Here is a 24351-nt window from a genome sequence, read left to right on the forward strand (position 1 = left end):
GCCGGCCACCTTCCCCCAGGGCGGTGCAGATCGGCCCCTGGATGGTGAATCAGGCGGGACGCATTCCGGCCGCCCTTGCCGCCTCGCCCCAGCGGGTGGTCTCCTCTGCGATGAAACGGCGGAACTCGGTCGAGCTGCTGCCGACCGGGTCGAACCCGCGCATCGCCAGCTGTGCGCCAAGCCCCCCCTGCACCGCTGCGCGCACGTCGCGCTCCAGCTTCTCGACCAGCGGCGCAGGCAGCGCCGCTGGCCCGAGCAAGCCGACCCAGCCGCCCCCCGCGAAATCGCGTACGCCCAGTTCGGCGAGGGTGGCGATGTCTGGTGCCTGCGGCGAGCGTGTCGCGGACGTCACTCCGATGGCACGGACGCGGCCAGCCTCGATCTGCGGCAGCATGACGGAGATGGCATCGAATGTCATGTGGACCCGCCCGGCCTGCAGATCGGCTTGGAGATCGCCCGAGCCACGATACGGCACATGCTCGATGTTCGCCCCGCTACGTAGCTTGAACAACTCGGCCACGAAGTGCGTCGCAGTGCCGACGCCGCCGCTGGCGTAGGAGAGCGGCTGACGCTTCGCAAGGTCCAGCAACTCCTGCAGGTTGCGCACCGGAAGGCTGGCAGGAACCACCAGCACGAGGGGGTTACGCGCGATCAAACTAATCGGCGTGAGGTCCTTCTGCGGATCATAGGGCAGGTTCGCCATCGTGTAGGGCGCGCCCACGATCTCGCCGGCGGCGGAAACCAGGAGCGTGTAGCCGTCCGGCTCTGACCGGGCCACGGCGGCGGCGGCGATGGTTCCGCCAGCGCCGACGCGGTTCTCGATCACCACCGACTGCCCCCAACCCGCGCCGAGCGTATCGCCCAGAAGGCGTGCCGCGATGGTGATGCTGCCGCCCGCGGCATAGCCGACCTGGAAGCGCACGGGGCGTGCCGGCCAACCCTGTGCACGCGCCTGAACGTAAAGCAGCGGTAGCGCGCCAAATGCGGCGACGAGGCCGCGTCTGGAAGGCGTCATGGTCTGGTCTCCCTGCGATCGTCGGACGGATGTCGAACACGGGGCCGACGTATTGCGCCGCGAAGCGGGGTCCTATTTAACCACTTCGAAGAAGCGTTTGCGGAAACGCCAGCGACCGTCCCGCTTGATCAGCGTGTCGTGATAGAGACCCAGCATCTCGAAGCGGATCGGCTGGCCTGCCGGCCGCATGAAGATCGCGCACTCCGCGAGTGACTCGCAGCGGTCCACGGTCAGGGTGATGATCGCCGGAGTGGCCGTGATCCGCCGCTCGCGGAAATCCGCGGCCTCGTGCCGGGCCATCAGGCGTTCCCAGTTCGCCTTGACGCCCTTGCGTGGCGGGATGGAGGGGTCGGACGATGCGAGTTCCGTATCTTCGTCGAACACCTGCTCCAGTAGGTCCTTGCGTCGGTCATCGATGGCAATGCCATAGCGGCTGTAGACGTCCAGAATCTGCAGCCGGTCTGTGATCTCCTCAAGGCTGAACGTGGCTGCGGTCATCCGATTGCACTCGCGCTCTCGGTGCCAGCCGGCTCGCGGCTGGGGCGATCAGCAAAGTCCGGAGACGTGCCCATGACCTTCCTCCACCCCTGCCCATCCCTACAGCAGCACGGCACAGCCGCACCACATGGTCGGGCTGCTCGCCGGCATTGTGCGCCGTGCGTATCCTCGTTCGGATGGTGCACAGGTGGCAGCGTTCAGACAAGCGGAGAAACGATCTGACGCGCGTTGTCCGCTGGGCCGCGTATGCTGGCCTCCACCTGTCCGATCCCCGCGAGATGCGCTGTCAGCCGAGCGCCGCGGGATGGCAAGCTCAGTGGATGGATGCGGGCGCCGGTGATCACGACCTGCCCTGCACGCAAGCCGCCGGTCCGGTCGCAGGCATGGTTGGCCAGCCAAGCAAGGGTGCCCAGCACGTCCGCGGTCGAGGGTCCACCGGTCGCAGCGCCGACCACCGTGTCGTCGAACGTGAGCGACATCGCCACGTCGGCGAATTCCACGGTCTCGAAACGGGCAGTGCCGTCGCCCTTCACCACGCCCGCGCTGCTGAGAAGGTCCGCCAGGCTCTCGGTTCGCGACACCGCGGTCCGGTCGGCAAACCGGGATCCGAGCAGTTCGAACGCGCCCGTGACATAGGCGATGGCGCGCCGCAGATCCTTCGGCTCATAGGGAACGGAGCGCGGCGGCAGGTCGCGTCCGATGACAACCGCGAGTTCCACCTCGACTTCCGGCCAGAGCAGCGCATCCCAAGCGATGCTGGCGCCGGACTCCATGATCTCGGAAGCCGGGATGGGTGAGCAGCGCGGGGCTGCCCCGGCTGCAGGGTGAACGATCTTCCAACCGCCGATCCCGCCGAGCCGCGAGACCACAAGGTCCTGGATCGCATAGGCCTGCTCGACGCTGCGCGGCGCGAGGTCCGGCGGAAGGCCGGCGGGCCTGGTGCGGGTTCTGCGGATCTCCAGAAGGAGTTGCGCGGCCTCCTCGGCGGGAAACGTCATGGTCGGTCCGTGATCTGCCATTCTCGCCAGCCCATGCTTTGTACGACACGTCGCGCGGGAATCCGGGCCGCCCGTCGACGTGTCCAACCCGGGGGTTTAAAGCCAAATTTGGTCAGCGGTCGTACCGTGGGCACGTCGACACCCGGAACCGTCAGGTCGCGGATCTGCACACCAGGCGGTGGTTGCGAAGCAGCGGATCTGGCGCCGTGGCATCCCCGAGGATGTGGCGGAACTGGTCGCGTTCCCGAGGCGCGCAGGGCATTGCAAGTCCGAGGTGTCGCGATGCGGGTGAACGGTGGATCCAAGACAGCAAAGTTCGCGATCACGTTCGCGTACCGGACTGCTTTACGCAATCCGAACGCCTTGATAGCGTCCGCAACATGGTTGCTGGCGCCGGGCGTTCTTCGCGCACCGTTCTCGTCACCGGGGCTGCCGGCGGGCTGGGATCGATCATGGTCCGGGCCCTCCTGTCTGATGGGCATCGCGTCGCCGGCGCCGATGCCGATGATGCGGCACTTGGCGCGCTCAGCGAGAGCCTGGGCCGCCCGCCAGGATTGCTCGCCATCGCGTGCGACCTGGCCGCGCCGGCGGCCTGCCGCGAGGCGGTACAGGCCACTGTCGCAGCTTTCGGCAGCCTCCACGCCGTAATCAACAATGCGGGCATCGGCAGTCGCAGCGTTCCCGCCGCGCGGGTGCAGAGCCAGCCCGCCCTCGATGAGATTCCCTGCGATGTGTGGGACCGCTTCTTCGCGATCAACACGCGTGCCCCGATGCTGCTGTGCCAGGAGGCTCTTCCCTTTATGCGCGCGGCGCAATGGGGACGAATCGTCAACGTAACCACAAGCTTTCGGTCGATGCTCAACGCGCTTCCATACGGCGCCTCGAAAGCGGCACTGGAATGCATGTCCGCTGTCTGGGCACGCGAACTGGGTCAGCTCGGCATCGGCGTGAACGTCTTGGTTCCCGGTGGTCCGACTGACACGGCCTTCGTGCCCGACATCGGCATGGCGCGCAGCAGCATGTTGCGACCGGAGATCATGGCCGCGCCGATACGCTGGCTACTGTCCGATTCATCGGACGGCTTCCACGGCCGCCGCATCACGGCCGCGCGCTGGCCTGACGGAGGCGTCGGTGTCGAGGCGGCCGTCGTCGCCAGCAGGCCGATCGGCTGGCCGGAGCTGGCCGGCGACGCCGTATGGGGACATGCACCGACCGCGGCCGAGAATGGCGGTGCTTCGACGTGATCAGGATCTGGGGTCGACAGTCGTCGGTGAATGTTCAGAAGGTGCTCTGGACCTGTGACGAACTCGGTGTTCCGTTCGAGCGCATCGACGCTGGCGGCCTCTTCTCGGACCTGCAGACGGCGTCGTTCCGAGCGCTAAATCCGAACGCTCGCGTCCCGGTGCTGGAGGATTCCGGCTTCGTCCTCTGGGAATCGAACGCCATCGTCCGCTACGTCGCCGCGACATTCGGCGCGGGCCAGCTCTGTCCGCTCGATCCACGCGCGCGCGCCGACGCCGAACGCTGGATGGATTGGCAGCTGACGGACATTCTTCCAAGCATGCGGACCCTGTTCTTCCAGCTCGTTCGTGCGCGCGACGACGAGAAGGACCCGGCAGCCACGGAACGCGCCCTGGCAGCCGCCGCAACCTCGTGGCGGCTCCTGGACGAGCACCTCAGGGGCAGACGGTTCGTGACCGGTGACGACCTCTCGATCGCCGACATCCCGCTCGGCACATTCGTGTACCGCTGGATGGCGTTGCCGGTCGAGCGCCCGCCGTTGCCATCGCTCATGGCCTGGTTCGAGCGCCTGTGCGGAAGCCCGCACTACGCCAGGAACGTAATGCGGCCGCTCGAATGAACGGGTGTGGCGCTGCGTCCGCGCCGGACGGCGCGTCGGATCCGAGCCTCCCGCCGCTCGAGCGCCTCCTCCGGTCGGGCGCGATCGGCAGCGGTGCGGCGGTGAGCCTCATGGCCGCCGCGACCGCGCATGGGCTGGTCCACATCACCGACAGCGACGACGGCAGCCCGCGTGGCTTCTTCTGCGGCATGGGCGTCTGCGGAGAGTGCACGGTGACGCTCTTCGACGGGTCATGCGTCAGGGCCTGCATGACATCGTGCGGGCAAATCGGAGCCTCGGCCGCCGGGCAGCCCTCGCCCGATGTCCCGGAAGAGCCGGATCTACTGGTCATCGGTGGCGGGCCGGCCGGCCTCGCGGCTGCCCGTGCGGGTGCGCTGCATGGCCTGCGCGTCGTGCTGCTGGACGAGCGGGACAAGCTGGGTGGGCAGTATTACAAGCAACCCAGTGACGCGGCAGCCGGAGTCACGCCGGATTTCCAGATGACGTCAGGCGCGCGCCTGATCGCGGATGTGCGTGGCCTTTGTGTCCAGGTCGTCACGCAGGCTGTCGTCTGGGGCGCATTTAGACCAATGGAGTTCGCGGTCCTCATCGGGCATCGCACCGTTCGTATCCGCCCTCGGCGCGCCGTGCTCGCCACCGGCGCCTTCGAGCGCGGCCTGCCGCTGCCAGGCTGGACCTTGCCCGGCGTTATGACCACCGGCGCTGCCCAGACTTTGCTCCGCGCCCATGGCATCCCGCCGGGTCGACGCGTCTTGATTGCCGGAAACGGCCCCCTGAACTTCCAGCTCGCCTACGAGCTCTTGAAAGCAGGCGCGCAGGTCGTCGCCCTGGCAGAGGCGGCCTCCACTCCGGGCTGGGCCTCGCTTCGGAGCGTTGCCGGCCTGATGCACGCACCGCCGTTGCTGGCGCAGGGCTTCCGCTACCTCGCCTCCATTGTGAGGGCCGGGACGCACCTTCACTACACGACGGTGCTGGCGGGCATCGAAGGCGACGGCCGAGCGCAGCGCGCGCGATTGCGCCGGATCGACGCGAGCGGCAGGCCAAGCGCCTACGATGTCGCGACCTACGACGTGGATCTTGTGTGCATGGGCTATGGGCTCGAGCCTCAGAACGAGCTCGCGCGGCTGCTTGGATGCGATCTTCGCCACGATGCGGGGCGCGGGACCTTCGCCGTGGCGACTGACGAGGATGGCGCGACGAGCGTTCCGGGCGTTCTCGTCGCCGGCGACGGTGGAGGACGGGTGGGCGCTCATGCGGCCTTGGCGCAGGGCTGGCTAGCTGGCTGCCGTGCCGCGAGGGACCTCGATCGTCCAACCCCGCCCGAGCTGCTCACCGAGACGCGGCGTTGCCGTGCGCGCCTCGCGCAGCACCGGAAGTTCCAGTCGGCACTCTGGAGCCTCTTCCGCGCTCCGGAGCTGCGCCACGAGCTCGCGGCGGCGGATACGCCGATCTGCCGATGCGAGAATGTCAGCTTGGCCGAGATTGAGGCCGAGCTCGATGGCGGCGTCACCACGATTGGCGCCCTCAAGCGGGCAACGCGCGCCGGCATGGGGCGCTGCCAGGGGCGCTACTGCGGGCCGGTTCTCATCCGCCTGCTCGCCACCCGTTCTGGCACCCCTTTGGCCGAGCCTCGCGCCTTCGCGCCAAGACCCCCGGTGCGGCCGGTTCCGATCGCGTCGGTGGCGCGAGGCCCGGAGTCCTGAGGCATGGCGGCGGAGGTAGCAGCGGGGGACGACGAAGCCGACATTCTCATCATCGGGGCGGGCATCGTCGGAGCCCTGATCGGATTGCGCCTGGCGCAGTGCGGCCAAGATGTGCTGGTTCTCGATGCAGCGGACATCGGTGCCGGAGCATCGGGGGCGAACGCCGGAAGCCTGCACGTCCAGATCAACTCCCACTTCGCCATCGCGACTGAGGCGCATGTCATTCGCGGGGTGGACCACGCCGCGCCCCTGCATGTGGCCGCGATTGAATCGTGGCGCCGGCTGAACGACGAGCTCGGCGACTCGATCGAGCTCGGATGCGAAGGCGGCCTCATGGTGGCGATGGCCGACCGGACGGATCTTCTGGCCGCGATGCTTGATCGGCAGCGCCGGCTCGGCATACCGGTGGAGCTTGTCACGGGCAGCGCGGTGCGGAGGCTTGCGCCCTACCTTTCTCCCGAGGTGGAGGCGGTCCTGTTCTGTGCGCTTGAGGGCCGGGTCAATCCCATTCTGGCCACGCCGGCGGCGATCCGGGCAGCCCGCCGTGCCGGAGCACGATTTGCGTTCTCGACACCCGTACTTGACCTAACGCGCCTGACCGGCAGCTTCGTGGTCAGGACGCCGACGGGCGTCGTTCGCAGCCGCATCGTCGTTAACGCAGCGGGAGCAGGCGCCGCGGACATCGCGAAACGTGCCGGCGTGTTCCTGCCGGTCGAAGCCCGCCCATTCCTGATGAATGTTACCGAAGCGACCTCTGCCTTCGTGCCGCATCTGGTTCAGCAAGCCGGTCAGCGGTTGACCCTGAAGCAGGCTAGACGTGGCAATCTCATCATTGGTGGCGGCTGGCCGAGCACATACGGCGAGCGCGGCGTGGAGGTGCAGCGGGCAAGCGTGGAAGGGAACTTGGCAGTCGCGCTCGCCTTGGTCCCGCGCCTCGGCAGGATCAATCTTCTTCGCAGCTGGGGCGCAGACATCTATCGGGTTCCCGACATCTGTCCCGTGTTGGGTCCGAGCGCAGCCTGCCCTGGCTTCTTTGTCGCTGCAGCAGTTCCCAACGGCTACACGCTTGCACCCCTCTGTGCCGAGATTACGGCGGCCCTAGTGCAGGGAAACGCGCATCCGCTGTTTCACGATGGACTGTCGGTAGACCGGTATCCGCCGAGTATACGGCACGGCATCCAGTAGGATGCGGCTGGCGAGCGAACCCAAGCTGATGTGAGGGTCCGGATCGGGGCACGACGCACCTTGTTCTCTGATATGCGCCCGCTGCTCCACGGGCGCGGACGGATCGTCCGCCTCGACCGGCGACGGTTCAAACCCCGGTGCACCCGCCCCGCCAGTTACGCTCTGGTTCGCCACTCTACGCCGCGTTTCGCTCAGGGTCGCGCGGTGCCCTTCACACGCCTTCGACCCCGCTCGATAATCTGTGAGGAATCGCATGTCGCCGCTCGCGCTTGTTGCGCCAGCCGGCTCGGGCGCACCGGGGCCAGCCATGGTCGGGGCCGCCGCCCTCGGGGAAACCGCATCCGTGACGGCCTTGAGGTGGCGTAAGCCGCGCAGGCTCAGCGCGGGTCGATGATGCTGACCACCGCGCTCCCGCGCTTGCCGCCGCTGTCCACGTGGCGATGCGCTTCCGCGATCTCGTCGAGCCGATAGCGCGCCCCGATCACGGGGCGCAGTAGGCCCGCCGCCAGCATGTCCGCGACGCAGGCAAGCTTGCCGGGGTCGTTCGCGGCGAAGCCGCACAGCACGCGCGGCCCCTGCCCCAAGGACGTCAGCATCATCTGCACCAGCTCCCCCAGGCCGAAGGAGAGGAACAGGTGGCGCCCGCGCGGTGCCAGTGCCGGCCGCCATGCCGCGAAGCGGGTCACACCGATCGTATCGAGGAGGATGTCGTAGCCGCCTGGCGTCGCACCATCCGGACCCGCCCGCCGATCGATCACCGCGTCGGCCCCGAGGTCACGCACCAGCGCGGCGTTCTCCGCGCTGCACAGGCCCGTCACATGGGCACCGAGATGCTTCGCGAGTTGCACGGCGAAGACCCCGACGCCGCCCGCAGCGCCGACCACCAGCACCCGCTCCCCCGGCACCAGCCGCGCCACGTCCCGCAGGAAGACCAGCGCGGCGAGCGCACCGAAGGGTGCGGCAGCCGCCTCGGCATGGGTCAGGCCGGGCGGCTTCGGGACGATCGCCGCGTCGTCGCGAACCGACAGGTATTCCGCATTGGCGCCGCGCGTCGTGATGCCGAACACCGCCTGGCCCGGTCGGAAGCGCGTGACATCGGCACCGACCGCCTCGACCTCCCCCGCGAACTCCATGCCGGGAATCGGCTGCCTGGGCCCTCGCAGGCCGAAGGCGAGACGGATCGGCAGCGCGAAGATCGCCGGCGTACGCGCGGCGCGCAGGCGGGCATCGCCCGAGGTGACGGTGGTGGCATGGACCCGCACGCGGACGTGCCGCCGACCGACGGGCGGCATCGGGACCTCCTCGATCCGCAGCACCTCCGGCGGTCCGTAGCGGCGGTGGATGGCGGCCTTCATCGTGGTCTCCCGGTCAGCGGGATCCGTCCTGCTCCTGCGTCCCTGCAGGAGAAATTGCCGGAAATCGCAGATAATCCATACAGTTTCGCATGATTCGGCAGATGCCACCTTTCGACTGGACCCTCGCGCGGGCCTTCCTGGCCACGGCGGAGACCGGCTCGCTGTCCGCCGCCGCACGTCTGCTCGGGCAGGCGCAACCCACGATCGGGCGCCAGGTCGCGGCGCTGGAGCGGGCGCTAGGTATTGTGCTGTTCGAGCGTGTCGGCCGCGGCCTCGCCCTGACGCCCACCGGACGGGAGGTGCTGGAGCATGTCCGCGCCATGGGCGAGGCCGCGGGCCGGGTGTCGCTCGTTGCGTCGGGGCGGTCGCAGGCGATCGAGGGGCCGATCCGCATCACGGCGAGCGAGGTCTATGCAGCGCACCTGCTGCCGCCCATCGTGGCGCGGCTGCGTGCCGCGCATCCCGGCATCACGGTGGAGATCGTCGCCGACAACCGCCCGATAAGCCTGCTGCGGCGCGAGGCCGACATCGCCGTCCGCAACTTCGAGTCCCGCGATGCCGACCTCATCGTGCGCAAGGTCGCGGATGATCATGCGCGGCCCTATGCCACGCCGGAGTGCCTGCATCGTCTGGGCCGCCCGAGCCGCTGGACGGACCTGACGGAGGCGCCGTTCGTGGGCTTCGACCGAACGGAGCTGATCATCGAAGGCCTGCGCGCCCTGGGGCTGCATCTCACGGCCCGGAACTTCCCCGTCCACGCCGACAGCCACCTCGTGCACTGGGCCCTGGTGCGACAGGGGTTGGGCATCGGCCTGATCACCGAATCCGTGGGCGACGCGGAGCCCAAGGTGCGCAGGGTGCTGCCGGAGGAGCCGCCGCTCGCCTTTCCGATCTGGCTCGCCACGCATCGCGAGCTCCACACAAGCCGCCGGGTGCGGCTGGTGTTCGATCTCCTCGCCGATGCGCTGGCGTCGGCCTGGCCGTTGGTCCAGGGATGACAGGGCTTGGTCGGCTTGTGCTCTATGCTGTGCTGATCGGAGACGCGGTCAAGGATGTGGCTGCCGCAGATGGCCTCCATGGCGGCGTGGCGGCCGCGGTTCTTCGGCCGGTCGGCGAAGGCCATGCCGTTGTCGGTCAGCACGGTGTGGATCCGGCAAGGGAAGACTTGGACCACCGCGCGGAGGAACGCGGCGCCATTGGCCTTGGTGTTGGCGCCGAGGGGCAGCCGAGTGCGGCGGCGGAACTCGACGACGATTGCCTCCTCGGCCTCGGTCAGGCTGGTGCTGCGGGGCTGTGAGGGCCGCATCGGGGCGCCGGCGCCACTTGGCAACGGTCTTGGGGTTCAGCCCGTAGCGCGCGGCCCGGGCGCGGGTGCCCTCTTTCGCTGCTTGGAGCTCGGCTCGAACACGCGGCGTCGTGCGGGCTGAGCCGTGAAGACCAACTGCCCCAGGGCGTCCTCCTGCTCACGGGAGAACGCACCACGACACCCCGGGACTGCACACCCCTAATGCCCTGAGGCGAAGGATGGCGGCGTCGCCGCCGGGCTACGCGATGCCGCGATGGCGGCCGCCGGATCGGCCCGGGTCGTCACGGCGCCGGGCCGGCCGCGGGCTAAGGCAGGCCGATGAAGCCCAGTAGCTGCGGCATGCCGAGCGTGCGGCGTTCCAGCCGGAACACGCCGGTCCCCTCGCGCGAGCCGCCGTCGTTGGAATTACCCTCGATGGTGACCAGGCGGCCGCCGTCGCGGGCCTCCACGAAGCCGGTGTGGCCGGTGGTCTCGCTGAACCGCATGATGAAGATCATGCCGGCGGTCACCATCGCGGGCTGCGCGCGGGCCGCCTCGGCGGTGATGCAGGGCAGGCCGACCTGTTTCGCGCGCCGCCACATCTCCAGCACGCCGCCGGTGCGCGGCAGGGTATTGGCGGCGCCGATCTTCTTCGCACCTTCCGCCGCGCAGAAATAGACGAAGGCCGCGCACCAGGCGAAGCCGCCACCCAGGCCGACCGAGGCAAGGTAGCGCTCCACCTCCGGCCCCTTGTTGGAGCCGGGCGGCTTCTCGCTCACGCCGAGCTGGCCGCGCGCCACATCGAGCGCCGCCTCGGCCAGCTTGCCGCCGGGTGCGATTGGGGGCAGCGAGGCGGCGCCGAACAGCGCCCCCCAGCTCAGCTCGCCCACCTCGCCATCGGCCGAGAGCGGGTTTCCCTTCAGGTCGTTGAACAGGCCCTGGAAGCGCTTGACGGCGGCTTCGGTTGCGCCGTCGAACAGGCCGTTGACTGGCAGCTGCGCCATGCCGAGGGCGTTCAGGCGCTGCTGCACGGCGATCACGGCATCCGTATGCGCAGAGTTCCGCTTGATGACGGTGCCCGGGAAGACCGGGCCGGGCGGCGGCTTGGCGGGCATGTGATCCTCCTGGCCGGAAACCGGCCCGGGGACGCTACCGCAGCGCGATGAGGCGGAACAACGACTCCGTGCCCTGACGGACCGGGCACAACCGGACCGGACACAACCGGACCGGGCGCGAGCGGACCGACGCTACAGCACGGGCCTGATGCGGCGCCGGCGCATCCGCACCCAGACGAAGGCGGCGACCAGCGGGACCAGCAGTGCCAGCACCGCATCTCCGGTCACAGCGCCGGGCCAGGACAGCGGCTTCAGCGCATAACCCAGCAGGGACAGCACGTAGTAGCTGATCGCCGCGACGGAGAGGCCCTCCACCGTCTCCTGCAGCTTCAACTGGGCGCGCCCGGTATCGGCCATCGCTGCCAGAAGCTTCTGCGTCTGCGCCTCCTGCGCCACGGCGACGCGGGCGCGCAGCAGCTCCACCGCCCGGGCGCACCGGGTGGACAGCGTCTGGATGCGTGTGCGCGCCGCATCCACCGTGGACATCGCCGGATCCAGCCGGCGCTCCAGGTATTCCGAAAGGGTCGGCAGGCCGTGCAGCCGCTGCTCCCGCAGCACCTGCAGGCGGCGCCCGACCAGAACGTGGTACGCCCGCGCCGCGGAGAAGCGGTCCGCGGTGGTGGCCGCCTGCTGCTCGATGCTGGTGGCCAGCGCGGTCAGCTCCTCCAGCGCGTGCCGCTCGTCCTCCAACGCGGTCAGCCCGGGGAGGCGGCTGGCGATGGCGGCCAGCTGCTCCGAGGCGCGGCCGAGCTCGCCGGAGACGGCGCGCGCCGCCGGCAGGGCCAGCAGCGCCAGCATCCGGTAGGTCTCGATCTCCCACAGGGCCTGGGCCAGCCGGCCGGCCAGCGCCGGCGTCATGCCGTGGTCCTGCAGCAGCAGCCGGGTGAAGCCGTCGGTGCCCAGCCGGAAGTCGGTCCAGCAGGTGGCGGCGCCGGCCGAGAGGTTCGCGCCGGCCAGGTTGTCGGGAACGAAACAGTTGGGTGGCGGCGGCTCGTCCTCGCCCTCGGTGCGGACCACGGCGATGTGGCAGGCCACCAGGGTGCGGCCCGGCAGATCCGCCAGCCAGTCCGTCGGCACGGCGTCGATCGCCGGCTCGACGAAGGGGTCGGGGGCGGAGGCGTCCGGGCCGGCCCGGAAGAAGGTCCAGCCGTCGAATTCGGTGTGGCGCTCGTAGCGCAGGCTGAACCGGCCGAAATCGGCCAGCACGAAGTCGGCACCCGGCGCCGGCGGCGTCACGCCGTAGCGCCGGCACAGCACGGCCAGGTGCTCCACGGCAGCCCCGCGGTCGGCCCCGGGCTCGTTGACGTTCGCCAGCCGGCTGATGGCCACCGGGGTGGCGAGCGGCAGGGGCGGGCGGGCGTGCAGCTCCCCGGCCAGCAGGTCGCGGTCGGGGTGCAGGGGGAGGGGGCGAATCATGTCGTGAACGGGGATATAGCCGGCTCAAGCGCCGAGCGGCCAGCGCAGATGCCAGCCATGCGCGCGCGGGTTGCGGTTTCGGGTCTTGTTCCCTGCCCACTGCCTCAATACATGGCAGGCTGCGAGGGCCGGTGATCGGCCCGGCGCCACTCACCTACCACCCCCACCATCCGCACCGCGCCGCCGGCGCGGCAGCAGCCAAGGGGGCGGGCGCGGTGCCTCAGGGCGGGCGGGTATCCCCCTCCCGCTGGGCCGCCCCCGTCCGCCGCAGAGGAGATTGAACGGATGAGCAAGGTCATCGGGATCGACCTCGGTACCACGAACTCCTGCGTCGCCATCATGGAAGGCAAGGACGTCAGGGTGATCGAGAACGCCGAGGGCGCCCGCACCACCCCCTCCATGGTCGCCTTCGCCAAGAACGGCGAGCGGCTGGTCGGCCAGTCCGCCAAGCGGCAGGCCGTGACCAACCCCATGAACACGCTCTACGCGGTGAAGCGCCTGATCGGCCGTCGCTTCGACGACCCGATGGTCGCCAAGGACAAGGGCCTGGTGCCCTACACCATCACCCGCGCGGCCAACGGCGACGCCTGGGTCGAGGCGAATGGCGAGAAGTTCGCACCCCAGCAGATCAGCGCCAACGTCCTGACCAAGATGAAGGAGACGGCCGAGGCCTATCTCGGCGAGAAGGTGACGCAGGCCGTCATCACCGTCCCCGCCTACTTCAACGACGCCCAGCGCCAGGCCACCAAGGAAGCCGGCGCGATCGCCGGGCTCGAGGTGCTGCGCATCATCAACGAGCCGACGGCCGCCGCGCTGGCCTACGGCATGGACCAGAAGAAGGGCGGCACCATCGCGGTGTACGACCTGGGCGGCGGCACCTTCGACGTCTCCATCCTGGAGATCGGCGACGGCGTCTTCGAGGTGAAGTCCACCAACGGCGACACCTTCCTGGGCGGCGAGGACTTCGACGCGCGCGTCATCGACTACCTGGCCGACGAGTTCAAGAAGGAGCAGGGCATCGACCTGCGCGGCGACAAGCTCGCCCTGCAGCGCCTGAAGGAGGCAGCCGAGAAGGCCAAGATCGAGCTCTCCTCCTCCAAGCAGACCGAGATCAACCTGCCCTTCATCACCGCCGACGCCAGCGGGCCAAAGCACCTGGTGCTGACTCTGACGCGCGCCAAGCTGGAGGCGCTGGTGGACGACTTGGTCCAGAAGACTCTGGAGCCCTGCCGCCAGGCGCTGAAGGATGCCGGCCTCGCTGCCAACGAGGTGGACGAGGTGATCCTGGTCGGCGGCATGACCCGCATGCCGAAGGTCATCGAGGCGGTGAAGCAGTTCTTCGGCAAGGAGCCCGCGCGCAACGTCAACCCGGACGAGGTCGTCGCCATCGGCGCCGCCATCCAGGGCGGCGTGCTGAAGGGCGACGTCAAGGACGTGCTGCTGCTGGACGTCACGCCGCTGTCGCTCGGCATCGAGACGCTGGGCGGCGTCTTCACCCGCCTGATCGACCGCAACACCACCATCCCGACCAAGAAGTCCCAGGTGTTCAGCACCGCGGACGACAACCAGTCGGCGGTGACCATCAAGGTGTTCCAGGGCGAGCGCGAGATGGCGGCGGACAACAAGCTGCTCGGCCAGTTCGACCTGCAGGGCATCCCGCCCGCGCCGCGCGGCGTGCCGCAGATCGAGGTGACCTTCGACATCGACGCCAACGGCATCGTCAGCGTCAGCGCGAAGGACAAGGCGACCGGCAAGGAGCAGCAGATCCGCATCCAGGCCAAGTCGGGCCTGTCCGACGCCGACATCGAGCGCATGGTGCGCGAGGCCGAGGCGAATGCGGACGCCGACAAGAAGCGCCGCGAGGCGGTGGAGGCCCGCAACAGCCTCGACGCGCTGGTGCACCAGACCGAGAAGACGCTGAAGGAGAGCGGCGACAAGGTCGGCGCGGCCGAGAAGGCCGATGTGGAGTCCGCGATCGCGGAAGCCCGCACGGCGATGGAAGGCCAGGACGCCGAGGCGATCCGCGCCGCCAACGAGCGCCTGTCCCAGGCCGCGATGAAGATGGGCGAGGCGCTCTACAAGGCGCAGCAGGCCGAGGCCCAGCAGACCGCCGGCGAAGGGGCCGCCGGCCCGCAGTCCGCTGGCGGCAAGCCGAACGACAAGGTGGTGGACGCCGAGTTCGAGGAAGTGGACCCGAACAAGAAGAAGCCCTCGTAAGGGCATCCTCGGATCGGCTAGTGAACGGCGCGCCCGGCTTCCGAAAGGGGGTCGGGCGTCGCCCTGTTGACCGCTCTGCGCATCGAGGACCGTCGGCCCCATGGCCAAGCGTGACTACTACCAGGTGCTGGGCGTCGCCCGCGACGCGAGCGAGGAGGACCTGAAGAAGGCCTACCGCAAGCTCGCCATGCAGTACCACCCGGATCGCAACCAGGGCGACGCGGCGGCCGAGACGAAGTTCAAGGAGCTGAACGAGGCCTACGACGTCCTGAAGGACGCCGAGAAGCGCGCGGCCTACGATCGCTTCGGCCATGCCGCCTTCGAGCAGGGCAATGGCGGGGGCGCGGGCGGCGGCTTCGGCGGCGGCAACCCCTTCGGCGGCGCCTTCGAGGACATCTTCGAGGAGATGTTCGGCGGCCTTCGCGGCGGCGCGCGCGGCCGCGGGCCGGTCGGCCGCGGGAGCGACCTGCGCACCTCTGTCGAGGTGACGCTGGAAGAGGCCTTCGCCGGCGCGAAGAAGACCATCCGCGTCGGCACCACCGTCGCCTGCGAGGCCTGCAAGGGCACCGGAGCGGAAGGCCCGGCGGCGCAGGCTGCGGCGACCTGCGGCACCTGCGGCGGGTCGGGCAAGGTCCGCGCCCAGCAAGGCTTCTTCCTGATCGAGCGCACCTGCCCCACCTGCGGCGGCGCCGGGCGCGTGGTGAAGAACCCCTGCAAGGTCTGCGCCGGCCAGGGCCGCGTGCAGCGCGACCGCACGTTGTCCGTCACCATCCCGGCCGGGGTCGAGGACGGCACACGCATCCGCCTATCCGGCGAGGGCGAGGCCGGGCTGCGCGGGGCGCCGGCGGGCGACCTCTATGTGGATGTCGGCGTGCGGTCCCACCCGATCTTCCAGCGCGATGGCGCCAACATCTTCGTCCGCGTGCCCCTGCGCATGACGCAGGCTGCGCTTGGCGGCGCGGTGGAGGTGCCGACGGTGGATGGCGGCCGCGCCAAGGTGACGATCCCCGCCGGGACCCAGACCGGCGACCAGTTCCGCCTGCGCGGCAAGGGCTTCTCCGTCCTGCGCAGCGCGGCCCGCGGCGACATGTATGTGCAGGTCGCCGTGGAGACGCCGCAGAACCTGACCAAGCGACAGCAGGAGCTGCTGGCGGAGTTCGAGCGGGAATGCGACGGCAACAGCCGCTCTTCGCCCGAAAGCGAAGGCTTCTTCGCCAAGGTGAAGGAGTTCTGGGACGGGCTCGGTCGCTAGCCCGGCCCACCTGCGCAGCGCGCCGCCAACGCGCATGTGACGCGCACGCCCCCGGTTGAGGCTTGTCCGGCTGGGAAACCTGGGGCAGCTGCCCACGTTGTAACCTGCGACCGTCGCATCCCCCCAGCGGCGGCTCCGGCAGGCGGCGGCACGGAGACGGTCCCACCCGTGTCGCCGCCCGCCCCCCTTCGACGCCCCAGCCTGAGCACGGCCGCCCGCGCCACCTGGCGCGGCAGGCGCGTCGTCGTCCGCCGCCGCCTTGACCCCCTCCCCTGGGCGCGCGAAAGCCAGCCCGACAGCTTCGGAGGGAACAGGCATGCGCATCGGCATCGCCGGCATTGCCGGCCGCATGGGCCGCTTGCTGGCCGAGGAGGTCGCCGCGGCCGGCCTCACCCTCGCCGGCGGCACCATCCGCCCGGGCTCGGCCAAGGCCCCACCCGCAGGAATCCCGCTGCTGCCCGACGCCGGCGCCCTGTTCGCCGAGTCGGATGTCGTCATCGACTTCACCCATGCCGAGGAAGCGGCGCCGCATGCCGCCCTGGCGGCGGCCTCCGGCAAGGGGTTCGTGCTCGGCTCATCCGGTCTGAACGCCGCGCAGGAACGCGCGGTGGCCGAGGCCGCGCAGCGCGTCCCGGTGGTCTATGCCGCCAATTTCGCGCCCGGCGTGAACCTGGTGCTGGCCCTTGCCGAGCGGATGGCCGCCGCCCTGCCGGGCACGCAGTACGACGCCGAGATCGTCGAGATGCACCACCGGCAGAAGGTGGACGCCCCCTCCGGCACGGCCGTCGCGATGGGTCGCGCGGTGGCGCGGGGCCGCGGCACCACGCTGGAGGAAGCCGGGATCGAGAGCGGGCGGGATGGCCACACCGGGCCGCGCGCCAGCGGCGCCATCGGCTTCGCCGCACTGCGCGGCGGCCAGGTGGTGGGCGAGCACACGCTGCTCTTCGCCGCCGCGACCGAGCATATCGCGCTGACGCATCGCAGCTTCGACCGCCGCGCCTATGCCACCGGCGCGGTGCGCGCGGCGCTCTGGCTGCGGGGCCGGGCGCCGGGACTCTACGGCATGAAGGACGTGCTCGGGATGTAGCCGACCGGATCGCTCGTTCCGGCCGTGTTGCGGCCCTGGCGGGCGTCGGGTCATGCTGCGTCCCGTGCCGTGGGAGGGCCGCATGACGACCACCGGATCGACGCCGCCGGCCGAGGGATTGTCGAAGCAGACGGCGCGGAAGCTCGACCGGCTGCGCCGCAAGATCGAGGAGCAGACGCGCACCTGGGACAGCGTCGTCGCCTTCGTCACGGAGCGCTGCCAGAAGAACTACGCGATCAACGGCGTGCAGATCCAGGGCCAGGTGGATGTCGGCTACATCGCGGAGTTGCACGGCAACTACATCCTTCAGGCCGGCTTCCGCACACGGTCGGGCGCCGATCCCGCCGAGCAGGACCAGACCATCTACTTCGTCTACTTCCCCAACCGGACCGAGCCGGAACTCAGCTCCTTCAGCACGCTCGAGGACGCGGTCGAGCAGTTCCTGAGCATCATCGAGGAGGATGACCGGCGGGAGAGCAGCGGGTTCCGGCGCTTCCTGCTGGAGCAGTACCTGTCGCGCGTGGGCGTGCCGGGCACGCTGGCCGTCCTGGCGCTGGTGCTGGCCGTGCTGCTGGAGATAGTCAGCACGACGCCGAATGAGCTGTGGACGCTCTGCGTCGCGGCCTTCGCCTTCTACTTCGGCACCCGCAGCGGCGAGCGCAGCTCGCGGGTCCCGCCCGACGAGCCGCCGGCGGGGAAGACGGGAGCCACGGGCGGCACCAGCGCCACGGGTTAGCGCCGGCGTCGGCGCGGCGGCCCCTGGATGCCTTGACCCTGCCTCACTCCGCTGCGATACGCGCCCGTCCCGGATCCGCCGGGTCCGTCCTGGCCGGGACATGCCGGCCGTCCCACGCGACAAGAGGCCGAACCACGCCATGCGCGATACCGGCGAGTATCTCTTCACCTCGGAAAGCGTCTCCGAGGGCCATCCCGACAAGGTGGCCGACCGCATCTCCGACACGGTGCTGGACGCCTTCCTGACGGCCGATCCCTACTCGCGCGTGGCCTGCGAGACACTGGTGACGACCAACCGCGTCGTCCTCGCGGGCGAGGTCCGCGGCCCCGGCAGCGTCACGGCGGACCTGCTGCAGCACCTGGCCCGCATGGCCATCCACGACATCGGCTACGAGCAGGACGGCTTCCACTGGCAGAACGCCCATGTGGAATGCCACCTCCACGCCCAGTCCGCGCACATCGCGCAGGGCGTGGACGCCGCCGGCAACAAGGACGAGGGCGCCGGCGACCAGGGCATCATGTTCGGCTACGCCTGCCGCGAGACGCCGGACCTGATGCCGGCGCCGCTCTACTACGCGCACATGATCCTGCGCCGCATCAGCGAGCTGCGCCGCAACAAGGACAAGTCGGTGGAGGGCCTGCTGCCCGACGCCAAGTCCCAGGTGACGCTGCGCTACGTGGACGGCAAGCCGGTCGGCGCGACCTCCGTCGTCGTCTCCACCCAGCATGTCGAGGGGCTGGAGCAGGCCGAGATCAAGCGCATGCTCCGCCCGCTGGTGGAAAGCACGCTGCCGAAGGGCTGGATGTGCCCGGACAACGAGTTCTACGTGAACCCTACCGGCAAGTTCGTCATCGGCGGGCCGGACGGCGACTGCGGCCTGACCGGGCGCAAGATCATCGTGGACACCTATGGCGGCGCGGCCCCGCACGGTGGGGGCGCGTTCAGCGGCAAGGACCCGACGAAGGTGGACCGCTCGGCGGCCTATGCCGCCCGCTACGTGGCGAAGAACGTCGTCGCGGCGGGCCTGGCCGACAAGTGCACCATCCAGGTCAGCTACGCGATCGGCGTCTCCAAGCCGCTGTCGGTCTATTTCGACCTGCACGGCACGGGCAAGGACATCGACGAGGTGAAGCTGGCCAAGGTGGTGGACGGGCTGGTCAACCTCTCCCCACGCGGCATCCGCGAGCACCTGCACCTGAACCGGCCGATCTACGTGCCGACCAGCGCCTACGGCCATTTCGGCCGCACGCCGGACCCGGAGAAGGGCACCTTCACCTGGGAGCGGACCGACCTGGTGGACGATCTGAAGCGGGCCTTCGGGCGGTAACCCACGACCAGCCGCCCGCGGCCGCCTCGGCGGCCGCGGGCGCTATCGCGGCAAGCCTGGGAGGCGCAGGGCGTGGCGGGTCAGCACTGGATTCGCGTGGTGATGGAGCGGCGGCTCGAGGAACTGGGCCGCCAGCTGCCGCTCAAGCGGATGACGGCCGCGGAGATCTCTGGCCGGGCCTGGAAGCGGCGCGGCTTCCGCTCGTATGAGACGCTGGCCTACCCCAGCTTCGACATCTGCCGCGACCGCGGCGAGAAGCGCTACGACTGCATCATCGCCGAGCAGGTCTGGGAGCACTTGATCGACCCGGTCGCCGCGACGGCGAACGTCTTCGCGATGCTCAACCCGGGCGGCACCTTCATCATCAGCACGCCCTTCCTCATCAAGCTGCATGCCGGGCCGCTCGATTGCTCGCGCTGGTCGCCGACCGGCATGCGCAGCATGCTGGTGCGCGCCGGCTTCGAGGATAAGGGCATGATCGTGGAAAGCTGGGGCAACCGCGCCTGCCTGATCGCCAACCTCGACAAATGGGCGATCTACGATCCTGAGAAGCACGACCTGAAGAACGAGCCGGACGTGCCTCTGGTGGTCTGGGCCATCGCCCGCAAGCCGGCCGAGGCCGCTGCCGAGGCCCCGGCGCAGGCGCCCGCCAAGCAGGTCGCGACAGCTGCCGGCTGAGGCGGGCGCGGCGCGTCCGGGTCTCGCCGAGGGCGTCCCCGACCGGTTATACGGCCGCCGCCGCGGCCATCCGCTGCGACCGCGCCAGCAGCGCCTTCTCGACATCACCCTGCCGCGCCTGCGCCTGACAGCGGAGCAGGCCGGGGATCCGCGCGCCGCCTTCGGCATGCCCGGCGCGCCGCTGTGGCTCGAGGTCGGCTTCGGCGGCGGGGAGCATGCGCTGGACCAGATCGCGGCCCACCCCGAAGTGGCCTACATCGCGTCCGAGGTTTTCGAGAACGGCCTCTGCTCGCTGCTGTCGCGCCTGGTCGCGGAGGGGGAGGAAGCCACCGGCGCCCTGCCCCGCAACCTGCGCCTCTGGCCTCGGGACGCGCGGCACCTGCTGGCCGCCCTGCCAGACGCCGCGCTGGACCGGCTGTTCCTGCTGTTTCCAGACCCCTGGCCGAAGGCGCGCCATGCCAAGCGGCGCTTCGTGCACCCGGCGCTGCTGCCGCTGGTCGCGCGTGCGCTGCGCCCGGGCGGCGAATGGCGCATCGCTTCCGACGACCCGACCTACCAGCTCTGGGTCGAGGAGGTGATGGCCGGCGCCGCCGACTTCGCCCTGCTCTCCCGCAACACGGCACGACCCCCGGGCTGGCCCGGCACCCGCTATGAGGCGAAGGCCCTGCGGGAGGGGCGGACGCCGATCTATTGGGTGTTCGCGCGCCGCTGAGACCATCTTCGCGATTGTGTGATCGTATACTTCACGCTATTGTGAGCGCCTGCGTTTCCCTTGCAGGTCCTCCCGATGCCGTTGATCTCCGCGAACGACGACCACCCCCGCCGCCTGCGCCGGCCCGAGGACTTCGCCGGCGAGCGCGGCGGACATGCGCCCTGGTGCGGGCCAGCCGCGGTCGCGACGGCGGCTGGGCTGTCCTATGCCAGTGCCTGCGAACTGCTCGCCCGCGTTGCGCCCACGCGCTATCCGGCGGGACGTGAGATCGTGACCGCCTGGTGGCGCGATCTGGTCGGCGCGCTGGACCAGATCGGCATCCGGGCCGAGCCTCACCCGCTGGAAGGGCGGCCGACGCTCTGCCGGGCGGTCAGGCAGGGGCTGCCGGAAGGCTGGTGGCTGACCCGTGTGACCGACCATTTCTGCCTGGTGCGCGTCGCCCGTCGCGGCCACGCGGAGGTGTTCGACAACCGCCTCCACGCCGCGCCCCTGTCGGTGAAGACGCATGGGCGCCGCCGCGTGACGCATCTGGCGCGCGTGCCGGCACCGCCGGGCGCGGAGTGACGCCGGCGCTGCCCGGGCCGTCCTGACGCGGTTCTTGCCCCGAGGTGAGGGTCGGCCTATATAGGCTGTAGATCGCTTTCCGAGCTCAACGGAAGGTGGCCCGAAAGGGCCACCTTTTTTGTTGGCCGGCGGCGCCAGACATTTTGCGCATGACCCAGCCCGACCCCGCCCTGCCGACCGACGACGACGTGCCCCGCCACGAGGGCCTGGAGGCGCGCATCGCCGCCGCCATCCTGCCCAGCCTGCGGCAGATGGGCTATGAGCTCGTGCGGGTGCAGGTCAGCGGCAAGGAACGCCCGACCGTGCAGATCATGGCCGACCGTACCGACGACGCCCCCTTCCGCGTCGAGGATTGCGAGGCGATCAGCCACGCCATCGGCGCCGTGCTCGACGTGGAGGACCCGATCCGGGGCGAATGGATGCTGGAAGTGTCCTCCGCCGGCATCGACCGCCCCTTGACCCGGATCAAGGACTGGAACCGCTTTGCCGGACACGTTGCGACCGTCGAACTGGTCGTGCCGCAGGAGGGGCGCAAGCGCTTCAAGGGCATTGCCCTCGGCGCGGATGCCGAGGTCGCGCGCCTGAAGCTGGAAGACGGCAGCGAAGTCGCCTTCCAGCGCGGCAACATCCGCAAGGCGAAGCTCGTGCTCACCGATGAACTCATCGCGGCAACCGCCGCCACTCCGAAGGGACACTGATCCATGGCCCTCGACGTCGCCATCGCACGCCCCGAGCTGTTGCAGGTCGCCGACGCCGTCGCGCGCGAGAAGATGATCGAGCGCGAGGAGGTTCTGGAGGCCATGGAGCAGGCCATCCAGAAGGCCGGCCGCGCCAAGTACGGGCACGAGAAGGACATCCGCGCCGTCATCGACCGCAAGTCCGGCGAGGTGAAGCTCTCCCGCTGGACCGAGGTGGTGGAGCAGGAGCCGGTGGAGAACGAGGCCACCCAGATCCCCCACCGCATCGCCCAGAAGATCAAGCCGGGCATCGCGGTCGGCGAGTTCATCGTGGACCCGCTGCCGCCCATCGACTTCGGCCGCATCGCCGCGCAGACCGCCAAGCAGGTGATCGTGCAGCGCGTGCGCGAGGTGGAGCGCAGCAAGCAGTACCACGAGTACAAGGACCGCGTCGGCGAGATCATCAACGGCATCGTCAAGCGCACCGAGTACGGCAACCTCATGGTGGACCTCGGCCGCGCCGAGGCCCTGCTGCGCCGCGACGAGACGATCCCGCGCGAGGCCTTCAAGAACGGCGACCGCGTGCGCGCCTACATCTACGACGTGCGCGAGGAGCCGCGCGGGCCGCAGATCTTCCTCAGCCGCACGCATCCCGGCTTCCTGGCCAAGCTCTTCGCGCAGGAAGTGCCGGAGATCTACGACGGCATCATCGAGATCAAGGCGGTCGCCCGCGACCCCGGCAGCCGCGCCAAGATGGCGGTGATCAGCCGCGACAGCTCGATCGACCCGGTCGGCGCCTGCGTCGGCATGCGCGGCAGCCGCGTGCAGGCGGTGGTGCAGGAGCTGCAGGGCGAGAAGATCGACATCATCCCCTGGTCGCCCGACCAGGCGACCTTCATCGTCAACGCCCTCGCCCCCGCCGAAGTCAGCAAGGTCGTGCTGGACGACGAGGGGCGCCGTGTCGAGGTGGTGGTGCCGGACGACCAGCTCAGCCTGGCCATCGGCCGCCGCGGCCAGAACGTGCGCCTTGCCTCGCAGCTCACGCGCTACGACATCGACATCCTGACGGAAGCCGAGGAATCCGAGCGCCGGCAGGAGGATTTCCGCAAGCGCAGCGGCCTCTTCGTCGAGGGCCTGGACGTGGACGACGTGATTGCCGGCCTGCTGGTGACCGAGGGCTTCGGGACGATCGAGGAGATCGTCAACGTGGACGACGAGGAGCTCGCCGGCATCGAGGGCTTCGACGAGAACATCGCCGCCGAGCTGAAGCGCCGCGCCAGCGCCTTCCTGGAGAAGCGCGACGCGGAGTTCGACGAGAAGCGCCGCGAGCTGGGCGTGGAGGATGCGGTCGCCGAGGTCGGCGGCTTCACCCCGGCCATGCTGGTCGCGCTGGGCGAGAAGGGCGTCAAGACGCTCGAGGACCTGGCGGACCTGGCCGGCGACGAGCTGATCGAGATCCTCGGCGCCGAGGCGGTGGACGAGGAGACGGCCAACGCCGTGATCATGGCCGCCCGCCAGTCGGCCGGCTGGTTCGGCGACGAACCGCTGGAGGAGGCGCAGGGCGATTCCGAGGACGGCGTCGCCGAAGGCGAGGGCGACGCGGCAGGCGGGGAGACGGACGACGCACGCGGCGGCTGAGATCCTGCCCGTCCTGCCGGAGGCAGGCGGCGACGGGGCTGCGGATGAGGAGGAGACGGAGCGGGGTCCGCTCCGCCGATGCCTCGTCACGCGCGAGCGGCTGCCGAAGGAGGCGATGATCCGCTTCGTGCTCGACCCGGATCGCCGGATCGTGCCCGATCTGGCCGAACGACTGCCCGGCCGGGGAATGTGGTTGAGCGCAAGGGCCGATGTGATAGAACAGGCTGCGCGCCGCGGGGCCTTTGCGAAGGCAGCCCGCGGCGAGGTGCTTGTGCCCCCCGACCTTCGCGCATGCATCGAGGACGGCCTTCGGGGGCGCGTCCGGGATCTCGTCGGTTTCGCGCGGCGCGCGGGGCAGGCGGTGAGCGGTTGGCAGGCGGCCCGCGAATGGCTGCAGGCCGGCCGGGTCGGCCTGCTGGTGCAGGCGGCGGACGGCAGCCCGGCGGAGAAGGCCAGGCTGGTCGGCCTCCGCCAGTTGCCGGCGGTGGCGCCGCTGACCGCGGCGGAGCTGGGCGCACTGTTCGGCCGGGACCGGGCGGTGCATGTCGCCATCGCCCCCGGGCGGCTGGCGGAGAGGATTGCGGCGGAAGCCGCGCGGCTGGCGGGGATGATCCCGGTGGCCGGAGACACGGGAGCCACGCAGCCGCGTGGCGGCCGCAAGCCGGGCGAGGATCCGGCACGGCGTGACCAACGCGCCCCGCGGGACGCGCATCACCGCGGCCGCGACGGCGCGACCGAAGGAACGGAATGACAGACGAGACATCGGGTTCGGATCGGCGGATGAGCGACCAGAACGACCAGGATTCAGGCAAGGGCCGGCTCTCGCTCCGGCCGGGCGGGCGCCTGGACCTGGGCAAGACCGTTGACGGCGGAAGCGTGCGCCAGTCCTTCAGCCACGGCCGCAGCAAGGTCGTGCAGGTGGAGGTGGTGAAGAAGCGCCCGGCGCCTGGCGTGCCGGCGGCGAAGCCGGCCGGCCCCGCCGCTGCGGGGCCTGCGGCGAAGCCCGCCATCGGCGGCGCGCCCAAGCCGGGC

The 24351-nt window shown here is 70.2% G+C and carries 23 protein-coding genes and 1 pseudogene; 17 read left to right on the top strand and 7 right to left on the bottom strand.

Annotation, left to right across the window (positions count from 1 at the left end):
- Window positions 1–49: 49 nt before the first annotated feature.
- The 3 genes from OZN99_RS01540 to OZN99_RS01550 all read right to left on the bottom strand — a co-directional run bounded on the left by OZN99_RS01540 (window position 50) and on the right by OZN99_RS01550 (window position 2511).
- Window positions 50–1015: a Bug family tripartite tricarboxylate transporter substrate binding protein gene (locus OZN99_RS01540; RefSeq protein ID WP_270933401.1), complete on the bottom strand. Its 966-nt coding sequence runs from the start codon at window positions 1013–1015 to the stop codon at window positions 50–52.
- Window positions 1016–1087: 72 nt separating this feature from the next.
- Window positions 1088–1513 carry a nuclear transport factor 2 family protein gene (locus OZN99_RS01545; RefSeq protein ID WP_270933402.1) on the bottom strand — a complete coding sequence of 142 codons (426 nt, stop codon included), beginning with the start codon at window positions 1511–1513 and terminating at the stop codon, window positions 1088–1090.
- A 197-nt stretch (window positions 1514–1710) separates the two neighbouring features.
- Complete coding sequence (locus tag OZN99_RS01550) at window positions 1711–2511, bottom strand: 2-keto-4-pentenoate hydratase (protein ID WP_270933403.1); 801 nt, start codon at window positions 2509–2511, stop codon at window positions 1711–1713.
- Window positions 2512–2891: 380 nt separating this feature from the next.
- On the opposite strand from OZN99_RS01550, the gene OZN99_RS01555 reads away from it, so the two are divergent.
- From OZN99_RS01555 to OZN99_RS01570, 4 genes are all read left to right on the top strand, one after another.
- Window positions 2892–3755: an SDR family oxidoreductase gene (locus tag OZN99_RS01555; protein ID WP_270933404.1), complete on the top strand. Its 864-nt coding sequence runs from the start codon at window positions 2892–2894 to the stop codon at window positions 3753–3755.
- Complete coding sequence (locus OZN99_RS01560; protein WP_270933405.1) at window positions 3752–4372, top strand: glutathione S-transferase family protein; 621 nt, start codon at window positions 3752–3754, stop codon at window positions 4370–4372. Before OZN99_RS01555 ends, OZN99_RS01560 begins: the two co-directional genes overlap by 4 nt.
- 110 nt (window positions 4373–4482) lie before the next feature.
- The gene (locus OZN99_RS01565; protein ID WP_270933406.1) at window positions 4483–6075 is read left to right on the top strand and encodes an FAD-dependent oxidoreductase; all 1593 of its coding nucleotides are present in this window, start codon (window positions 4483–4485) and stop codon (window positions 6073–6075) included.
- Between the two features lie 3 nt (window positions 6076–6078).
- Window positions 6079–7260 carry an NAD(P)/FAD-dependent oxidoreductase gene (locus OZN99_RS01570; protein ID WP_270933407.1) on the top strand — a complete coding sequence of 394 codons (1182 nt, stop codon included), beginning with the start codon at window positions 6079–6081 and terminating at the stop codon, window positions 7258–7260.
- A gap of 377 nt (window positions 7261–7637) precedes the next feature.
- Here OZN99_RS01570 and OZN99_RS01575 read toward each other — a convergent pair whose 3' ends face one another.
- Entirely contained in the window at window positions 7638–8615 is a 978-nt protein-coding gene (locus OZN99_RS01575; RefSeq protein ID WP_270933408.1) for an NAD(P)-dependent alcohol dehydrogenase, read from the bottom strand.
- 101 nt (window positions 8616–8716) lie between these two features.
- Here OZN99_RS01575 and OZN99_RS01580 point away from each other — a divergent pair, with 101 nt between their 5' ends.
- On the top strand, window positions 8717–9613 hold the full coding sequence (locus tag OZN99_RS01580) for a LysR family transcriptional regulator (RefSeq protein WP_270933409.1): 897 nt from the start codon (window positions 8717–8719) through the stop codon (window positions 9611–9613).
- Here the strand turns inward: OZN99_RS01580 and OZN99_RS01585 are convergent.
- The 3 genes and pseudogenes from OZN99_RS01585 to OZN99_RS01595 form a co-directional block, all read right to left on the bottom strand.
- Window positions 9586–10051 (bottom strand): annotated as a pseudogene (locus OZN99_RS01585) (IS481 family transposase); the annotation flags it as partial. The gene OZN99_RS01580 and the pseudogene OZN99_RS01585 sit on opposite strands and share 28 nt — an antisense overlap.
- A 175-nt stretch (window positions 10052–10226) precedes the next feature.
- The gene (locus tag OZN99_RS01590) at window positions 10227–11015 is read right to left on the bottom strand and encodes a peptidoglycan-binding protein (RefSeq protein ID WP_270933410.1); all 789 of its coding nucleotides are present in this window, start codon (window positions 11013–11015) and stop codon (window positions 10227–10229) included.
- A 132-nt stretch (window positions 11016–11147) separates the two neighbouring features.
- Window positions 11148–12431 carry a DUF3422 family protein gene (locus OZN99_RS01595; protein WP_270933412.1) on the bottom strand — a complete coding sequence of 428 codons (1284 nt, stop codon included), beginning with the start codon at window positions 12429–12431 and terminating at the stop codon, window positions 11148–11150.
- A 285-nt stretch (window positions 12432–12716) separates the two neighbouring features.
- Between OZN99_RS01595 and dnaK the strand changes: the two genes are divergently transcribed.
- The 12 genes from dnaK to OZN99_RS01655 all read left to right on the top strand — a co-directional run.
- The gene (gene dnaK / locus OZN99_RS01600; RefSeq protein ID WP_270933413.1) at window positions 12717–14648 is read left to right on the top strand and encodes a molecular chaperone DnaK; all 1932 of its coding nucleotides are present in this window, start codon (window positions 12717–12719) and stop codon (window positions 14646–14648) included.
- Window positions 14649–14748: 100 nt separating this feature from the next.
- Window positions 14749–15900, top strand: a complete 1152-nt coding sequence (gene dnaJ, locus OZN99_RS01605; RefSeq protein WP_270933414.1) for a molecular chaperone DnaJ — start codon at window positions 14749–14751, stop codon at window positions 15898–15900.
- Between the two features lie 316 nt (window positions 15901–16216).
- On the top strand, window positions 16217–16987 hold the full coding sequence (gene dapB, locus OZN99_RS01610) for a 4-hydroxy-tetrahydrodipicolinate reductase (protein WP_270933415.1): 771 nt from the start codon (window positions 16217–16219) through the stop codon (window positions 16985–16987).
- Window positions 16988–17069: 82 nt separating this feature from the next.
- Entirely contained in the window at window positions 17070–17723 is a 654-nt protein-coding gene (locus OZN99_RS01615; protein ID WP_270933416.1) for a hypothetical protein, read from the top strand.
- 139 nt (window positions 17724–17862) lie between these two features.
- Window positions 17863–19050, top strand: a complete 1188-nt coding sequence (gene metK, locus OZN99_RS01620; RefSeq protein ID WP_270933417.1) for a methionine adenosyltransferase — start codon at window positions 17863–17865, stop codon at window positions 19048–19050.
- A 72-nt stretch (window positions 19051–19122) separates the two neighbouring features.
- The gene (locus OZN99_RS01625; RefSeq protein WP_270933418.1) at window positions 19123–19728 is read left to right on the top strand and encodes a methyltransferase domain-containing protein; all 606 of its coding nucleotides are present in this window, start codon (window positions 19123–19125) and stop codon (window positions 19726–19728) included.
- On the top strand, window positions 19718–20440 hold the full coding sequence (gene trmB / locus OZN99_RS01630) for a tRNA (guanine(46)-N(7))-methyltransferase TrmB (RefSeq protein WP_270933423.1): 723 nt from the start codon (window positions 19718–19720) through the stop codon (window positions 20438–20440). Before OZN99_RS01625 ends, trmB begins: the two co-directional genes overlap by 11 nt.
- A gap of 75 nt (window positions 20441–20515) precedes the next feature.
- Window positions 20516–21004 (top strand): hypothetical protein, encoded by a 489-nt coding sequence (locus OZN99_RS01635; RefSeq protein ID WP_270933419.1) that lies wholly within the window; start codon window positions 20516–20518, stop codon window positions 21002–21004.
- Window positions 21005–21153: 149 nt separating this feature from the next.
- Window positions 21154–21702 (top strand): ribosome maturation factor RimP, encoded by a 549-nt coding sequence (gene rimP, locus OZN99_RS01640; RefSeq protein ID WP_270933420.1) that lies wholly within the window; start codon window positions 21154–21156, stop codon window positions 21700–21702.
- Between the two features lie 3 nt (window positions 21703–21705).
- The gene (nusA, locus tag OZN99_RS01645) at window positions 21706–23319 is read left to right on the top strand and encodes a transcription termination factor NusA (protein ID WP_270933421.1); all 1614 of its coding nucleotides are present in this window, start codon (window positions 21706–21708) and stop codon (window positions 23317–23319) included.
- A gap of 13 nt (window positions 23320–23332) precedes the next feature.
- Window positions 23333–24070 (top strand): RNA-binding protein, encoded by a 738-nt coding sequence (locus OZN99_RS01650; protein ID WP_333779711.1) that lies wholly within the window; start codon window positions 23333–23335, stop codon window positions 24068–24070.
- Between the two features lie 29 nt (window positions 24071–24099).
- Window positions 24100–24351: translation initiation factor IF-2 associated domain-containing protein (locus OZN99_RS01655; RefSeq protein ID WP_270933422.1), on the top strand; the 252-nt coding region annotated here is incomplete at its 3' end.

Source organism: Falsiroseomonas oryzae (assembly GCF_027856955.1).
Classification (GTDB): domain Bacteria; phylum Pseudomonadota; class Alphaproteobacteria; order Acetobacterales; family Acetobacteraceae; genus Falsiroseomonas; species Falsiroseomonas oryzae.

Excerpts from the sequence above, each read along its gene's own strand:
- OZN99_RS01635 (WP_270933419.1), top strand. The coding sequence starts at position 20,516 with ATGCCGTTGATCTCCGCGAACGACGACCACCCCCGCCGCCTGCGCCGG.
- OZN99_RS01570 (WP_270933407.1), top strand. The coding sequence starts at position 6,079 with ATGGCGGCGGAGGTAGCAGCGGGGGACGACGAAGCCGACATTCTCATC.
- OZN99_RS01575 (WP_270933408.1), bottom strand. The coding sequence starts at position 8,615 with ATGAAGGCCGCCATCCACCGCCGCTACGGACCGCCGGAGGTGCTGCGG.
- dnaK (WP_270933413.1), top strand. The coding sequence starts at position 12,717 with ATGAGCAAGGTCATCGGGATCGACCTCGGTACCACGAACTCCTGCGTC.
- OZN99_RS01615 (WP_270933416.1), top strand. The coding sequence starts at position 17,070 with ATGACGACCACCGGATCGACGCCGCCGGCCGAGGGATTGTCGAAGCAG.
- OZN99_RS01580 (WP_270933409.1), top strand. The coding sequence starts at position 8,717 with ATGCCACCTTTCGACTGGACCCTCGCGCGGGCCTTCCTGGCCACGGCG.
- OZN99_RS01545 (WP_270933402.1), bottom strand. The coding sequence starts at position 1,513 with ATGACCGCAGCCACGTTCAGCCTTGAGGAGATCACAGACCGGCTGCAG.
- rimP (WP_270933420.1), top strand. The coding sequence starts at position 21,154 with ATGACCCAGCCCGACCCCGCCCTGCCGACCGACGACGACGTGCCCCGC.
- OZN99_RS01590 (WP_270933410.1), bottom strand. The coding sequence starts at position 11,015 with ATGCCCGCCAAGCCGCCGCCCGGCCCGGTCTTCCCGGGCACCGTCATC.
- nusA (WP_270933421.1), top strand. The coding sequence starts at position 21,706 with ATGGCCCTCGACGTCGCCATCGCACGCCCCGAGCTGTTGCAGGTCGCC.
- OZN99_RS01550 (WP_270933403.1), bottom strand. The coding sequence starts at position 2,511 with ATGACGTTTCCCGCCGAGGAGGCCGCGCAACTCCTTCTGGAGATCCGC.
- OZN99_RS01595 (WP_270933412.1), bottom strand. The coding sequence starts at position 12,431 with ATGATTCGCCCCCTCCCCCTGCACCCCGACCGCGACCTGCTGGCCGGG.
- OZN99_RS01540 (WP_270933401.1), bottom strand. The coding sequence starts at position 1,015 with ATGACGCCTTCCAGACGCGGCCTCGTCGCCGCATTTGGCGCGCTACCG.
- metK (WP_270933417.1), top strand. The coding sequence starts at position 17,863 with ATGCGCGATACCGGCGAGTATCTCTTCACCTCGGAAAGCGTCTCCGAG.
- dapB (WP_270933415.1), top strand. The coding sequence starts at position 16,217 with ATGCGCATCGGCATCGCCGGCATTGCCGGCCGCATGGGCCGCTTGCTG.
- OZN99_RS01555 (WP_270933404.1), top strand. The coding sequence starts at position 2,892 with ATGGTTGCTGGCGCCGGGCGTTCTTCGCGCACCGTTCTCGTCACCGGG.
- dnaJ (WP_270933414.1), top strand. The coding sequence starts at position 14,749 with ATGGCCAAGCGTGACTACTACCAGGTGCTGGGCGTCGCCCGCGACGCG.
- OZN99_RS01565 (WP_270933406.1), top strand. The coding sequence starts at position 4,483 with ATGGCCGCCGCGACCGCGCATGGGCTGGTCCACATCACCGACAGCGAC.